This window comes from Halopiger aswanensis, from assembly GCF_003610195.1.
GTDB classification, from domain to species: Archaea; Halobacteriota; Halobacteria; order Halobacteriales; family Natrialbaceae; genus Halopiger; species Halopiger aswanensis.
The window spans coordinates 1-12,396 of the sequence record NZ_RAPO01000011.1; the positions used below are offsets into that span (position 1 = coordinate 1).

Below are 12,396 nucleotides of genomic sequence, written 5' to 3' on the forward strand. Positions count from 1 at the left end.
TCGGTAGGGTTCTTCCGTTTTTGGAAGTCGATCCAGTTTTCGGCCCATCTCATCAGGGCGATAGGACAACTCTTCTGAGGTCATATCTATTCTTTAGAGTGAACTCCCATCAAATCTGTGTCTGTTCCGAAATAAGGAGGCGCTTTCCCGTCAAATATAGGTGGGAATTAATATACTACGAATTTGACGATAGTCGTATGTACGATCTTACAGCTTTCCAGCGAGATCTATTGTACGTGATCGCCGGTCAGGACGAACCACATGGACTCGCAATCAAAGACGAACTCGAGGAGTACTACGAGAAAGAAATCCATCACGGCCGACTCTACCCTAATCTCGATACTGTCGTCGACAAAGGCCTCGTCGAGAAGGGAGAACTCGATCAGCGGACAAACTACTACACCATCACCGCTCGTGGCCAGCGTGAACTCGAGGCCCGTCGAGAGTGGGAAGAGCAGTACGTTGGCGAACTGCTCTCAGCAGCGGAATAGTCACGTGTCAGTTGCGGAAGTAGGAGTAGAGGGGTATCGTCTTAACCAACAACCGCTCGAGTCTTCGTCTTCTGTTGGTTAATAGTATCACAACGGTTTCGATGGGGTGCCGTTATCGGCTGGACAGCCTGTTGCTGGAACTGACAACGGACGAGGTCCAGTAGTTTCAGTTTCACTGTGGTTGGATCGCTTATATACAGCACCGCGGACAAACCAACGGTAGAGGGGGAACTACACTACCACCCTGTCGCAGTCACACGCTCTTCCCCTCACACCAGTAGCTTCAACGTATGTCCACGACAAATTCGCCATCGCTCGGTACCTGTCCGTTCTGCCACGCCGAGATCACATCCAGCGACGTGATCCTCGAGTACGAGACAGTGACCGGACCGACAGTATACGCTGAGTGCCCCGAATGCCGCGACGTCGTGACCCCGGAGTGACTACCCTATGCTGTTTGTAGGTGTGAACTGGCTACTGGATCTGGTGAGCCGGAATGAAGTGGTGTATGAGTGCCGGCACTGCGGCACCACCGTCGACAGCGATACCGAAACCTGTCCTGTATGCGGCGCAGACGCGATCGTCCAGCATCAGATTCCCTGACCTCATGCCAGAACACTACGAGCAAATATTGGAGATTGTAGCGGAGAATCCTGGAAGCACTGTCGACGATATTGAGGACTTGGCAGCGGATCACAGCATCGCCGATACCGGTATCCAGGGACTCCTCGCAGAGGAGTCAGTAACGACGATATTCTTGAGTTTGACAACCGGTACTGGGTGATGCGGACAGGAAAGTATCGGTACAACCAATACGATCACTCGGAAACGTGACGTTCCTGAATGGCCAGCGATGTATTTTCGGATGGAGTCAGTCGTGGTCGATCTTGTTTTCGGAGTCGTTCTCGAGTTCTGCATTGATTTCCAGACCGTGAGGTTCCTCTAGGCCTATCGAGAGTAGGAAATCACGTGTCAGTCGTGAACGTCGAAACATCGAGCTATTTTCTTAACCAACAGAGCCTCACATCTCTGCCCTTTGTTGGTTAAAACCTGCGTCTAATTCGGGATGACGCCAGTTATGGGGGCTTACAGCCCTTTATAACCAAGATAACAAACACGATGGCATCTAAACTACCTATAATATGGACGACCTCACTGGGTTCCTACGTGACGCGCTGTACGTAATCGCTGGTGCTGACCGACCATCCGGACAGGACATTAAGGAAGAGATGGAACAGTACTATAGTAGCGAGATCAATCACGGGCGGTTGTATCCGAACCTCGATACTCTCGTCAACAAGGGACTCGTCGACAAAGGCCAGCTCGATAGGCGAACGAATTACTATACTATTACAGACGAGGGCGAACAGGCCATTGCGAACCGTCTTGAGTGGGAATCGAGCTATCTCGACGAGCGGCTGTGAGATACTCTCTCGAGTCAGAAGCGCTACCGACTGGACGGCTGACTCGAGTTCGCCAGGTGAGAATCTAGTTTCTGGCCTTGTTGAAGCCTTCAGTCGGTGATAAGTTACAGAACCCGTGCTGAATACAGAGGATGAGCGCAGCACGACGACTTCGTTTGTTTCACGCCGAAAGCAGTGAACCAGCCACTCACTACACGTGCGAGTGTATCGATCTCGTGTCGGAGAAAGTATATACCAGAACGTCAGAAAATCATTCTATATGCCGTCTCGTCGAACCGCTCTCTCCCTTCTTGGCACCGCTGGGATTGGTGCCATCGCAGGATGCTCCTCGCTTGGTCAACAGGTGGGATATGTTCAACTCAAGTCAATAGAGGTCGAGTACAGTGAAGAGAACAAGCGACACTCGAAAAGCCTACTCAGGGTTTCGCTGAGCGAACCAGCAGGAGCAGAGAAACCACAGGTGGACTGGCTTGATGAAGAGTGGAGCGACCACTTTGAGACACCACATGAGCCAGTTGTCTCTGAATCGCTCGATGAAGCGATACAACGAGCGTATGACGAAGTACGTTACGTCATCGGCGTATGCAGTCCCTCAGGAAGTGATGAGGGGTGTCGAAACGCAGACACGAGTCGAGACGATTTCAACCGTGTGCAAGTCCACGACCGAGTCACCGCCTCATACAGGGATTCTCATATTTCTATACAGGACGTAGATGGGAAGTGGGAATTCGAAAAACTTGAGTGATAGACTTATGGTCTGTACCGAGCGATCTCCACTTTCACAAATCGGACCTGATCTTGTGGGACATTCGCACCCTGTATTCAGCACACACCATATATTACCGGCTAAAGGTTTCAACAGAGCCTCGTTTCTGTATGGTGATCGATCCCCTTCTGGTTGACTTCGTGCGCGTTCGAGAAGGAGAAAGTCCCTAGCGCACTCGAGTTCCGCGCCTCGCTGTCGTTCGAGAGAGCGAAGCTCTCGTGATGACGAAAGCGCTTTTCGCCTTTCGAACCCCGCTCCTCACAGGTTGCGATCCTTTCGTCGGTGAGGGTTCCTCGAATCCGCTAGCTCCTTTCAGTCCTATTTAGGTGGGAAGACGACCGGCTACAGGGGGTCGGTGGTCAACTACAGAGGGTATATCACACCATCCTCGCAAGTGAAGTGATGGACTAGATTTTTGTATCGAGTCTGACACTGCAGCCTGCGACGCTCTGGAGACCAGCGTCGCCAGATATGATCAGTCATGCTGTGAAGGCTCCTCGAGATTGGACTCCGCTTCGAGGCAGCTTTTGAGCCCTCCCTCGAGAATGTAAGTACGAATCCGGGCCCAACGTTGGCGATGCCCTCGAGCAATTACGATCGTCGCGACGATCTCCTCGTCACCGTCGCGCTGACCGATTTCTCAGTCCACTACGAACAGGTCGATCCCGAACTCGCCAAACGAGCCTGGCAGCTGGCGGCCGACTGACTCCTCGAGCACGATGTTGACTCGAAGGACGCAATCAATAGCCTATTCAATGAGCTCCGGCGTTAGCAGGTATTCCAGCCACCAGATTTATTCTAAATTGGAATCAAATACGGATGTGGCGAGGGGGACTACCTACTGGATCTCGGTAGGAGGCCCAGACCAACGACAGGGACCTCGCCGCAGATGATCGGGGAGTTCATCCCACGATCGACACACCACCTACCACCATTCGGCCCCCGGATGGAGACATCCCCTTATCATCATTCCACTCGAAACAGAACGATCAGTAGGCCACTGGTGTGAGGATGAGTGATCGTAACTTGCCAATCCTCGATCCGAGGTCCATCATTGAACTCGAGATCACCAAGTAGCAGCCCTAATAGTTATTAGATTGGGAGAAATGCACCACCAGACTTATCTGGATGTGCTCATGAGTGACAATCGGCGAGGGATGGGGGACTGTCGTTGCCTACGTGCGTTCATGATTAACATTCCCTCGCCAGCCAACGGAGACACACATACGTGTTTCCGTTGCCCTTCCGCAACAATCCGGTCACCACAGCGGCGCACCGATCCCTCCGACCGGTGCTTCACCAATAGGTCGTAGCTGGTTATACTTCACAGGATAGTTCCAGCATTGTTGACTCGTTTGAGCTGGTAACGTCGTTACATTTGCCGCCGTGATCGTGACCAAGATAGGTTATCGGAATCCATCACAAGAGTTCCGTGCAGCTGTCGATAAACGTCGCCAACTCCCGTGCTGCCTCACGTTCGAGTGAGACAGCGACGCCTTCGTCCTTGCTTTCTCGAAAGTGGATGAGAACGCCATGTTCGTGCAGTTCCACTGATGCTTGGGCCGCGCCTATTTTTGGATACTCCTCTTCACGAACAATTGGTTCGATCGTTCGTGCACGGTCGATCAGCTGTGGAAGTACGTCATGGAGTTCTTTTGTCGCGATATCGTCCCGGAGATACAATGCTTGCCAGTCATCGGCAGTATAACTGAATGCTGATCGAAATGTATTGCCGGCGCGGTCGTGGATCAACCGGACAAGGTCCTGATATTCGGGTTTGACCATACAGGGTGTTTTAATTCTCCATGTTTGGCTTTTGTCTCCTCTGATTCTAATTGACTCGTGAGAGTGTTGACGCGCTCGAGTTTTAGCATACCAAATATCTTGGCCAGTATACCTATAGCTAGCGTTGACCAACTGGTGAACTGACGAGGGGGAGTGGGGACATCTGTCGCTGCCCGACAGTCCTTTGGCCCGAAGACAGGTCCTCCTCGTCACTGTTCCAACGTTCCGATCGTTGGGGGCACCCACAACCACCGGCCCATCCCGTCGGTGGTCTCAATAGCCATCACGGCTATCCTTCAACCTCGTCGTTCTGAGCCATTACTGCATTGTCAACGTCGGTAGACATCCGCTTGTCTTCGGGCGAGTCGGCGTCCATATATGATCCATTCTGCTGCAGTACTACAGGATCACACGTATTCACTTGTTTGTTAGTAGAACTAAAGATGTAGCAGGTATATGTGTATCCTATGTCAGAGGATTCTAAACTTAAGAAAACCTGTGTCTATGGTTTTGGCATCCTCATGTTGTTGGGAGGTCTTGGCGGCATGTTCGAAGGAGGATTAGGGTTGCTTGGCGGGCCAATTCTTGTCGTCACATCTCTACTTCTAATTCCCAAAACTCGCCCACTCATCACAGATGCTATTGATTCAGCTGGTGGCCCTGACCTTAGTACATTAGGGCGCGGTGCATTCATCGGACTCCTCATTGTCGGATTTGTTGTTGGCGGGGCACTACTTCCGGCAGCCGATTCACCGGAAACAGCAGGAGTGGATACACCACCATCACCTTCTAATTCGACGGATTCTCCTGATTCTACATCTGAACCAGCATCTAGCAATCCTGACTCTACATCAGACTCGTCGACAGACGAATCAACGGATTCACCAGGGTCGTCACCGGCCGATTCATCAGGTACATCCTCAAGAGATAGCTCGGATTCATCTTCTGAGGGTCCCACAGATGACTCTTCAGATGATACCACGAGTGAGTATCCAGACAACTCTACGTCTGACTCTTCTGATCCATCTACAGATAGCGGCCAGACGACCTCGTGGACGGTTACAGTTCTATCTGTAACAGATGGAGACACGATGGACGTGCGGATGCCTGATGGCAGCACAGATACAATCCGTTTGCTGGGCGTCGATACACCTGAGACTAGTGCTGGGAACACGGACCCAACAGAATGGGAAGGTATCCCAGATAACGCGGACGGACGAGAGTGGTTAGAGCAATGGGGTGGTGAAGCCAGCGAGTATGCAGAAGACCGTCTTGCTAGCGAAGAGATATACATCGAGGTGGATGAGGAGTCCGACCGACGTGGTACGTATGACCGCCTACTCGTGTATGCGTATCAGTCTGAGTCTTCGTCAACATCGTTCAACCTCAGACTCATCGAGAATGGATATGCACGGATGTATGATAGCCAATTCTCACAGCGCTCAACCCACCAATCGGCAGAATCCGAAGCACAAAACAACAATGTAGGCGTCTGGGATTACTCCGACTCCTCAAGCACACCATCTGACGACGGCGGCAGTCAAAACGGTGACATCGTAGTATCAACTATCCACGCTGATGCAAATGGCAACGACCACGAGAACCTAAATGAAGAATACATCGAATTAACGAACGAGGGAAGCTCGTCTGTGGATATGACTGGCTGGACAATATCTGATGATGCGGACCACACGTACCACATCCCATCTGGGTTCACACTCGATGCAGGCGAATCTGTGATTATCTACAGCGGGAGTGGATCAGATACCGACACAGAGCTATATTGGGGCTCCGGGAGCGCAATATGGAACAATAGTGGTGATACCATTATCGTGACGAACGCTGACGGCGAGACGGTCATCAACCGGGAATACTAATCCTAAGTCATCAATATACTCTATCTCCTCGCCTTCTGTGTTTTGCCGACGACCGGCCCGCGGACGAGATCAAGGGAGCGGATACCATGCTTACAGCCCTGGATGCCCAGCACTTCAGCACAGGGGCCGCGACTGGGGTATACATTTACAGGACGGATATCGCAGCCGGCGAGGGACCGAAACAGTGCTCACGAGTGAGGGCTACGGTGACTCGGTGGAGTTCGTGGACGGCTTCCGGTTCATCGAGGACTTAGTCCTGGTGACGGCTGACGTTACTTGGCCTCGAGATCACGAGCATCGAGTTCGCCAGCGAGATACTGTTCGCCGTTTCGCGTGATGTCGTAGACGCCGTTGCCGAGATGAACGAGCAGCCCATACTCGACGAGCGTTTTACAGCGGTCATTGATATGCTGTCTCGAGAATCGAACACGGTCACTGTCGGCCATTTTCTTCGGTGTATCGGGGCCAGCTTCGGATAGATGCTCGAGAATTCGATCGTCAGCGCGTGACATCCAGTCGGCGTCAAAGCGCATACTCAACTCTGATTGCGCTGCGATCATCCTACACCCGGAAAGTCAACTATAGAGTCGGTACGATGCTATAGTTGACTCCAAATCACTTAACACCCTGTAATCAGAAGTGTTAGGCAGTCCATGAGTTCCGCTCCGACAGGACACGGGTCCTCGACTGATCTCGTTGTCGAACTCGTCGAGACGCTCGAGGCAGCTGGCCTTGATCGTGATGAGTACCGGCTCTACGATTACGTCGATGTTGAAGCGCTCGAACAGTTGCTCACCGATTCAAATTCGGATATCGAAGTTCGTGTCACTGTGGCCGGCGTTCAAATTGCTGTGACGCCAACCGGCGTCGATGTTCTACAAGATGGTTCTGCCAGCACATCGGAGTAGACGTCTGTATCTACCACCGGTGGGGCTCCTCTCAGCCATCTCGTGGCGATCCTGATCCACTTTCGCTCTGTTTAGTCCAGTACGAGGTCGTCATCCCAACGATAGTCACCGAGGAACTTCGGTTCGGGAGATTACCTCGTACGATGACGTGCACGGTCGCGGGGCAGCTACCGTGCTCGAGCGAAGTGAGACATTTGAGACATGGACGGTTGACCTCGACACCGAGTTCCCGCTCGATGACGGCGAGAACGACGCTGTCTCCTTCCGGATCTCAGTCACCTCCTATAGGTTCAAGTAGAACCGAGTTGATGGTAATGCTGATTCTCGAGTGTCGTTCGATACGCTCTATCGATGTCTCGGCCCGACAGATGGACGTATCTCCCCGGAACTCGAGATCCTCTTACCCAACCAAACCACTCGCATAATTGTGCTTCAGTAAGGAAATTTGCCAAGTACGTTGCTCGGCTATGTCGGAAGTGATGTGGGTTCACTGGTTTCTCGATCTTCGCCCGGTCCTGAGTACGAGCGAGGATTTTGAGCCGAATATACTGGTAACTGATTTGTTCATTTGGAGTTCCCTGATTCATATCGACTTTGCACCATAAGAAGGCGGTCGTGACTGGGTTTGGGTGTACAGTTAACCACTGCTCGAGATACGATGCTGATTCAACCAGCAGCAGCCGTCGGGAACCCGTTTTTCCATCTACGATAACGTATTTTTGTTCGCCACTGTTCTCAATATCATCCACACGTAAATCGATCAATTCCCCGATTCGAGCGCCAGTTTCCCAGAGAAGAGCGATGAATGCACGATCACGTTCATTGGTAGCAGACTCGATCAGGGCTTCAACATCGTGTGGCGTCAGTAGATTTTGTGGGAGTAATCGAGGGTGCGTTTGGCGATGCTTTTGAATCCATGCTGTCTCTGGTGGTTCTTCACCGTCATGCATCCAGGTCCAAAACTGCTTAATCACCTGTTTGTAATCTGTTATCGTTGACTCAGTTATATTACGTGTGTAGATCCATGCGACAAGTTCTTCGATATCTTCTTTTTCGAGATCGGGAAACGGCGTTGCTTCCGTGTGTTCGGCGATGATCTTGAGATGGGCCATTAATTTCTGGCGTCGAGCAGCACTGATTCCTGAAAGAAGCAGATGGCGGTAGAACGCTTGAATGAGTTTTTTATTGGTTGCATCAATAGTGGGCGACTCAGTAATGTACTCGAGTGTTCGAGTCGCCTGCTTTTCGAAATCTGCGGTAGGCATACTGGGAGTATACGCTATGAGCAGAGATAGCGTACGTGTTAGTTGTAACGGCCTTGCTGAGAAACATAACGAGTGAGTAGCGTGAGGGAGGATGGATGCTCTCCCGAAATCCCAGTTTCTCCAGTTTGTCGAACGTACTATGGTGTTGGCTCGCCGTGCAGTAGCTCGATTCTCAAGGTTGTGAAACGGAACGCAACGTCCATCTCGGTATTGACCGGCGACAAGGAATATCTCACAATTTCAGCCTGTTTGAGTAGCACAGCCAATCTTTTGGGATGTGGCTCATTTCACCCACAGTAATTAAACATCCAGCACGAGTGAATGAAATTCTAAGTACTGATGCAAATAATCTGGGATCAGCATGGTACTAGCCGACATAGACCGATATGATCAATCGAGAAATGCACAGATAGATGGACGAGCGATAATCCTCGGTGCAAGCATGGCTGGTCTTGCTGCTGCGAAAGTAGTTTCTGACGTGTTCGACGAGGTCGCTGTCATTGAGCGTGATCCGTTACCTGATGTACCTGCGACTCGGGATGGTGCGCCACAGACCAGTCATCCTCACGTTCTGTTAGAGGCTGGCCGAACGACACTGGAGGACTTCTTCCCCGGCTTCAGTGAAGATGTCATCCGCAGCGGCGGCTTGATGGTTGATGCCGCAACGGAGATGGAGTACTATGAGAACGGCGGTTTCTTTGCTGATGGGCCGAACCACCTCCCGATGCTCTGTGCCAGTAGGGCACTCTTTGAACACGTGGTTCGCCAACACGTGCGAGAGCTTCCAAACGTCGAACTGCTCGACAACTGTCGATTCTACGATTATCTCTACACGTCGGAAAACGGGGTGACCGGTGTGCGGTACCGCGATGGAACCGGGAACAAAAAGACGCTCTCCGCGGCTCTCGTTGTCGATGCAACCGGCCGAACCAGCCGAACGCCTGACTGGCTCGACGAGAACGGATTTGAAGCACCGGACGTCGAAGAGGTGTCTATCAACGTGACGTATAGTACGATTCGTCTTGATCGCCCGTCGGACAACCGAACAGTACTGTTCGTTCCTCCATCCCCGCCGAGAAAACGGGGCGTTGCTGCGATTCCGATTGAGGACGGTCAGTGGGAGTTTATCCTCCAGGGGATCCACGGTGACGACGCCCCGACTGACTGTCCGGCGTTCATCGAGTTCGCAAACAGTATCCCGGTGGATGAGGCTGGGCAGCTGCCGAGAGAACGTGACTGGGTCTCCGACGAGATCCATCACTATCCGTTCCCGTCGAGCATTCGACGCCGGTACGACGAACTCGAGGAATTCCCTGACGGGCTCGTTGTGACGGGAGATGCAATCGCCAGTTTCAATCCGGTATACGGACAGGGGATGTCGGTTGGCTCTTTAGATGCACTCTTGTTACACCATCTACTCGCGGAGACCGGACTTGATGAGTTCGCCCTCACGTACTTCTCCCGCACCGCTGCCGTGATCCAACAAGCGTGGCAGATAGCTGTAGTTGCAGATTTTGCATTTCCAATGACAACCGGACCGAAACCCCTAGGAACTGATCTTCTCAACTGGTATATAAACCGATTGATACGGAGCGCCCACGCGGATGGGGAACTCATGGATGCGTTCTATCGCGTGTTCAGACTAGAGAAGTCTGCCACCAGCCTGTTTCGTCCTGGTGTCGTACGACGTGTCCTACAACCGTAGCTCGGTCGCCCTATCGGTACGCTCAACTGAACGCTATGAGGTCGTCGAACTGGCTGCGGAAGACAACACCCTGTATCTCGCACACTTCACTTTCGTTTCTTCCACGTCGAAAGCAGTGAATTCGCCGTTCGCTACAGGTGCAAACTGAACACTTCAACTCCCGAAAGCACTTACCGTTGTACTAGAAGCCGGATTCGTGAACCGGCGAACACTTCCCTCGAGTGAATCATCGCGTTTCTCGACGGGGCTGTGAGATAATCTCCGGGACGCTGGTGGCGGCGCGGCATTGACCGTCTGCCGGCCAGTCTGTCAGACGTCGACCGCTTCGATCTCGCGGGCCATCGCCACGGCTCCGAACTCTTTTGTATCGTCTTCGCTGTGCTCGATCTCGCGGAACTCGACTCGCGATCGGTTCCAAGAGCCGCCAGCGACTTCCTCGGCCGCGACCAGTCCTTCGGGGTCGGGCAGGTCGAGGCGGTTGACCGCGTCGTCGTCCGCCTCGACGGCGTAACGCAGGCTGCCGCCGTCGACGTCGTCATCGACCGAACTCGGCAGGTGAAGCGGCCGCCGAATGGAGACCGGTAACTCCGTACCGTCGTCCAGATGTAGCACGATCTTCTCGCCGTCTTGCTTGTCGAGCAGTACCTCCGCTATCTTGTCTGGATCCTGTGAGTTGGACGTCATCGTACTCGTACGAGGTCGTGAGGTCGGTCACTCGATGAGACTCGCTGCTGCGTGGGACCGTCAGTCATCCGTGTCAATCTCTCCCTGGCCGACGTCCTCCATGCTGTCGACAGCGAAGATGACTTCGCCGTCGAGCGTGCACTGCTTGCAGCCCGTACAGTCGAACCCTTGGTCGTAAATCTCGTTGTACGGGAGTTCGCGGCGGTCGTGGTATTCCCAGACGTCTTGGTCCGTCCAGTGGACGATCGGGTTGATGTGAGTGATCTCCTCTTTCTCCTCGAAGAAGTCGAGGTTGCTACGCCAGTCGTAGCTCTCTTCCCCCTCGTCATCCTGCCCTTCGGTGATGCGGTACCCGGTGATCCAGCCGTCGTGCCCGTCGACCATCCGCTCGATCGGTTTTGACTTGAGCGTCTCGCAACAGAGGTCCGGCTTGCGCTGGTTCACACGAGGGCCGTGCTCTTCGACGAGTTCCTCGTAGCTCGAGTCGGGCCGGTACGTATCGAACGTGACGCCGTAGCGGTCCTCGAGGTCCTCCTTTACCCGCAGGGTGTCCTCGAAGTGATTGCCGTGGTCGCAGAAGCCCAGCGCTGTCCGGGCCTTAATGTCGACGGTCGATCTGTCTAGCAGATCGAGTACGACGTTCGAATCCTTCCCGAAACTGCAGGTGAAGATCGGATTGTCGAACCGGCCCCAGGTCTCCTCGAGGACATCGAGCGATCTATCTATCTTTTCGTCGAGGGTCGCGGAGTCGATTTCCAGGGACATAGTGTCGGTGAAGTAGGGATCTCGTAGCGTCGAAGGCGGCTCACGGCGGTCGCGTACCCGCACTGGTGCGGTCAGGCTGTGCGCCGATCGTCGGCATCGCACTACGATTACGTATTTGCTAACGAGAGTCGCGGTAAAAGCTTCCACCCTTGCTATCTTAGGTATTCGAGGCTCTCATAATGTAGACGATGAGACGGCTGCCGATCATTCGGCATTGGTGAGGAGGATCGCCACCCCATTTGTAGACCGTGATGGCCAGAAGAGGACGATGAATGCGATCAGCACGATGGAGATGCTGCTGTTGGTCGCGAAGCTCATTGGTTCCTGGCCCGTGAGCAGCCGGCCCCGCACGAACCCGATCTCGGCAATCGGGCCGACGATGACGCCGAGCATAGGGCTCAACGATGGGGACGTGGCGACACTGGACGCCACTGAGAAACGCTGGCGCATCGTTGATACCGCCGACGCGCCGTAGAACAGCTGACGCGTGAAACAGTACTCGCTATCCACTGACGCTCGGAGGAAACATACGCCTACCGCGATCACGCACTGCCCTCGTGTGATCGCTGTGGATTACCTCTAAATGGCGCGGACATTCGGCAAGATTCCGTCGGGGTGTCGGTGGGATGCACGGAATTTCCCTCTCCTGAAAGCGTGTTCCGGCCCGCAAACGCCGGTAGAACTGTTTTTGACAGTGGTCCTCTCAGCCAGCAGGTGTCAGATACG

16 protein-coding genes and 3 pseudogenes are annotated in these 12,396 nt (G+C 53.3%); 13 read left to right on the top strand and 6 right to left on the bottom strand.

Annotation, left to right across the window (positions count from 1 at the left end):
- Positions 1–197: 197 nt before the first annotated feature.
- From ATJ93_RS22725 to ATJ93_RS24410, 7 genes are all read left to right on the top strand, one after another.
- A complete protein-coding gene (locus ATJ93_RS22725) occupies positions 198–491 on the top strand; it encodes a PadR family transcriptional regulator (RefSeq protein ID WP_120246942.1) in 294 nt (97 codons plus the stop codon).
- A gap of 290 nt (positions 492–781) precedes the next feature.
- Entirely contained in the window at positions 782–934 is a 153-nt protein-coding gene (locus ATJ93_RS23865; protein WP_170155641.1) for a DUF7837 family putative zinc-binding protein, read from the top strand.
- Positions 935–941: 7 nt separating this feature from the next.
- Positions 942–1,094, top strand: a complete 153-nt coding sequence (locus ATJ93_RS24650) for a zinc-ribbon domain-containing protein (RefSeq protein ID WP_394338806.1) — start codon at positions 942–944, stop codon at positions 1,092–1,094.
- 4 nt (positions 1,095–1,098) lie between these two features.
- Complete coding sequence (locus ATJ93_RS22730; protein ID WP_245977812.1) at positions 1,099–1,275, top strand: hypothetical protein; 177 nt, start codon at positions 1,099–1,101, stop codon at positions 1,273–1,275.
- A gap of 358 nt (positions 1,276–1,633) precedes the next feature.
- Positions 1,634–1,915, top strand: a complete 282-nt coding sequence (locus tag ATJ93_RS22735) for a PadR family transcriptional regulator (RefSeq protein WP_120246943.1) — start codon at positions 1,634–1,636, stop codon at positions 1,913–1,915.
- A 259-nt stretch (positions 1,916–2,174) separates the two neighbouring features.
- The gene (locus ATJ93_RS22740) at positions 2,175–2,660 is read left to right on the top strand and encodes a hypothetical protein (RefSeq protein WP_120246944.1); all 486 of its coding nucleotides are present in this window, start codon (positions 2,175–2,177) and stop codon (positions 2,658–2,660) included.
- 598 nt (positions 2,661–3,258) lie between these two features.
- Positions 3,259–3,387, top strand: coding sequence for a hypothetical protein (locus ATJ93_RS24410; RefSeq protein WP_281271593.1), 129 nt, complete (start codon positions 3,259–3,261; stop codon positions 3,385–3,387).
- A gap of 713 nt (positions 3,388–4,100) precedes the next feature.
- Here the strand turns inward: ATJ93_RS24410 and ATJ93_RS22745 are convergent.
- Positions 4,101–4,466 carry a hypothetical protein gene (locus ATJ93_RS22745; RefSeq protein WP_120246945.1) on the bottom strand — a complete coding sequence of 122 codons (366 nt, stop codon included), beginning with the start codon at positions 4,464–4,466 and terminating at the stop codon, positions 4,101–4,103.
- Positions 4,467–4,933: 467 nt separating this feature from the next.
- On the opposite strand from ATJ93_RS22745, the gene ATJ93_RS22750 reads away from it, so the two are divergent.
- Complete coding sequence (locus tag ATJ93_RS22750; protein ID WP_120246946.1) at positions 4,934–6,343, top strand: lamin tail domain-containing protein; 1,410 nt, start codon at positions 4,934–4,936, stop codon at positions 6,341–6,343.
- A gap of 29 nt (positions 6,344–6,372) precedes the next feature.
- Positions 6,373–6,599, top strand: a pseudogene (locus tag ATJ93_RS24260) (hypothetical protein); the annotation flags it as partial.
- Between the two features lie 16 nt (positions 6,600–6,615).
- Here ATJ93_RS24260 and ATJ93_RS22760 read toward each other — a convergent pair.
- Positions 6,616–6,876 (bottom strand): MarR family transcriptional regulator, encoded by a 261-nt coding sequence (locus ATJ93_RS22760; protein ID WP_120246947.1) that lies wholly within the window; start codon positions 6,874–6,876, stop codon positions 6,616–6,618.
- A gap of 120 nt (positions 6,877–6,996) precedes the next feature.
- On the opposite strand from ATJ93_RS22760, the gene ATJ93_RS22765 reads away from it, so the two are divergent.
- Both ATJ93_RS22765 and ATJ93_RS24265 read left to right on the top strand, forming a co-directional pair.
- The gene (locus ATJ93_RS22765) at positions 6,997–7,251 is read left to right on the top strand and encodes a HalOD1 output domain-containing protein (protein WP_120246948.1); all 255 of its coding nucleotides are present in this window, start codon (positions 6,997–6,999) and stop codon (positions 7,249–7,251) included.
- A pseudogene (locus ATJ93_RS24265) lies at positions 7,242–7,513 on the top strand (hypothetical protein); the annotation flags it as partial. The gene ATJ93_RS22765 and the pseudogene ATJ93_RS24265, both read left to right, overlap by 10 nt.
- A gap of 28 nt (positions 7,514–7,541) precedes the next feature.
- Here ATJ93_RS24265 and ATJ93_RS22775 read toward each other — a convergent pair.
- On the bottom strand, positions 7,542–8,516 hold the full coding sequence (locus ATJ93_RS22775) for a tyrosine-type recombinase/integrase (protein WP_120246949.1): 975 nt from the start codon (positions 8,514–8,516) through the stop codon (positions 7,542–7,544).
- 91 nt (positions 8,517–8,607) lie between these two features.
- Here ATJ93_RS22775 and ATJ93_RS22780 point away from each other — a divergent pair.
- Positions 8,608–8,691: pseudogene (locus ATJ93_RS22780) on the top strand (IS5/IS1182 family transposase); the annotation flags it as partial.
- Positions 8,692–8,877: 186 nt separating this feature from the next.
- Positions 8,878–10,221: an NAD(P)/FAD-dependent oxidoreductase gene (locus ATJ93_RS22785; RefSeq protein ID WP_120246950.1), complete on the top strand. Its 1,344-nt coding sequence runs from the start codon at positions 8,878–8,880 to the stop codon at positions 10,219–10,221.
- Positions 10,222–10,530: 309 nt separating this feature from the next.
- On the opposite strand, the gene ATJ93_RS22790 is transcribed toward ATJ93_RS22785, so the two are convergent.
- The 3 genes from ATJ93_RS22790 to ATJ93_RS22800 all read right to left on the bottom strand — a co-directional run bounded on the left by ATJ93_RS22790 (position 10,531) and on the right by ATJ93_RS22800 (position 12,063).
- The gene (locus tag ATJ93_RS22790; protein WP_120246951.1) at positions 10,531–10,905 is read right to left on the bottom strand and encodes a hypothetical protein; all 375 of its coding nucleotides are present in this window, start codon (positions 10,903–10,905) and stop codon (positions 10,531–10,533) included.
- 60 nt (positions 10,906–10,965) lie between these two features.
- Positions 10,966–11,670, bottom strand: a complete 705-nt coding sequence (locus tag ATJ93_RS22795; protein WP_120246952.1) for a phosphoadenosine phosphosulfate reductase family protein — start codon at positions 11,668–11,670, stop codon at positions 10,966–10,968.
- A 204-nt stretch (positions 11,671–11,874) separates the two neighbouring features.
- Positions 11,875–12,063: a hypothetical protein gene (locus ATJ93_RS22800; protein ID WP_120246953.1), complete on the bottom strand. Its 189-nt coding sequence runs from the start codon at positions 12,061–12,063 to the stop codon at positions 11,875–11,877.
- Positions 12,064–12,396: the final 333 nt, after the last annotated feature.

Coding starts and splice junctions, on each gene's coding strand:
- ATJ93_RS22800 (WP_120246953.1), bottom strand. CDS start 12,063: ATGCTCGGCGTCATCGTCGGCCCGATTGCCGAGATCGGGTTCGTGCGG.
- ATJ93_RS22765 (WP_120246948.1), top strand. CDS start 6,997: ATGAGTTCCGCTCCGACAGGACACGGGTCCTCGACTGATCTCGTTGTC.
- ATJ93_RS22785 (WP_120246950.1), top strand. CDS start 8,878: ATGGTACTAGCCGACATAGACCGATATGATCAATCGAGAAATGCACAG.
- ATJ93_RS22790 (WP_120246951.1), bottom strand. CDS start 10,905: ATGACGTCCAACTCACAGGATCCAGACAAGATAGCGGAGGTACTGCTC.
- ATJ93_RS22745 (WP_120246945.1), bottom strand. CDS start 4,466: ATGGTCAAACCCGAATATCAGGACCTTGTCCGGTTGATCCACGACCGC.
- ATJ93_RS24650 (WP_394338806.1), top strand. CDS start 942: ATGCTGTTTGTAGGTGTGAACTGGCTACTGGATCTGGTGAGCCGGAAT.
- ATJ93_RS22730 (WP_245977812.1), top strand. CDS start 1,099: ATGCCAGAACACTACGAGCAAATATTGGAGATTGTAGCGGAGAATCCT.
- ATJ93_RS22775 (WP_120246949.1), bottom strand. CDS start 8,516: ATGCCTACCGCAGATTTCGAAAAGCAGGCGACTCGAACACTCGAGTAC.
- ATJ93_RS24410 (WP_281271593.1), top strand. CDS start 3,259: ATGCCCTCGAGCAATTACGATCGTCGCGACGATCTCCTCGTCACCGTC.
- ATJ93_RS22750 (WP_120246946.1), top strand. CDS start 4,934: ATGTCAGAGGATTCTAAACTTAAGAAAACCTGTGTCTATGGTTTTGGC.
- ATJ93_RS22735 (WP_120246943.1), top strand. CDS start 1,634: ATGGACGACCTCACTGGGTTCCTACGTGACGCGCTGTACGTAATCGCT.
- ATJ93_RS22725 (WP_120246942.1), top strand. CDS start 198: ATGTACGATCTTACAGCTTTCCAGCGAGATCTATTGTACGTGATCGCC.
- ATJ93_RS22760 (WP_120246947.1), bottom strand. CDS start 6,876: ATGCGCTTTGACGCCGACTGGATGTCACGCGCTGACGATCGAATTCTC.
- ATJ93_RS22740 (WP_120246944.1), top strand. CDS start 2,175: ATGCCGTCTCGTCGAACCGCTCTCTCCCTTCTTGGCACCGCTGGGATT.
- ATJ93_RS23865 (WP_170155641.1), top strand. CDS start 782: ATGTCCACGACAAATTCGCCATCGCTCGGTACCTGTCCGTTCTGCCAC.
- ATJ93_RS22795 (WP_120246952.1), bottom strand. CDS start 11,670: ATGTCCCTGGAAATCGACTCCGCGACCCTCGACGAAAAGATAGATAGA.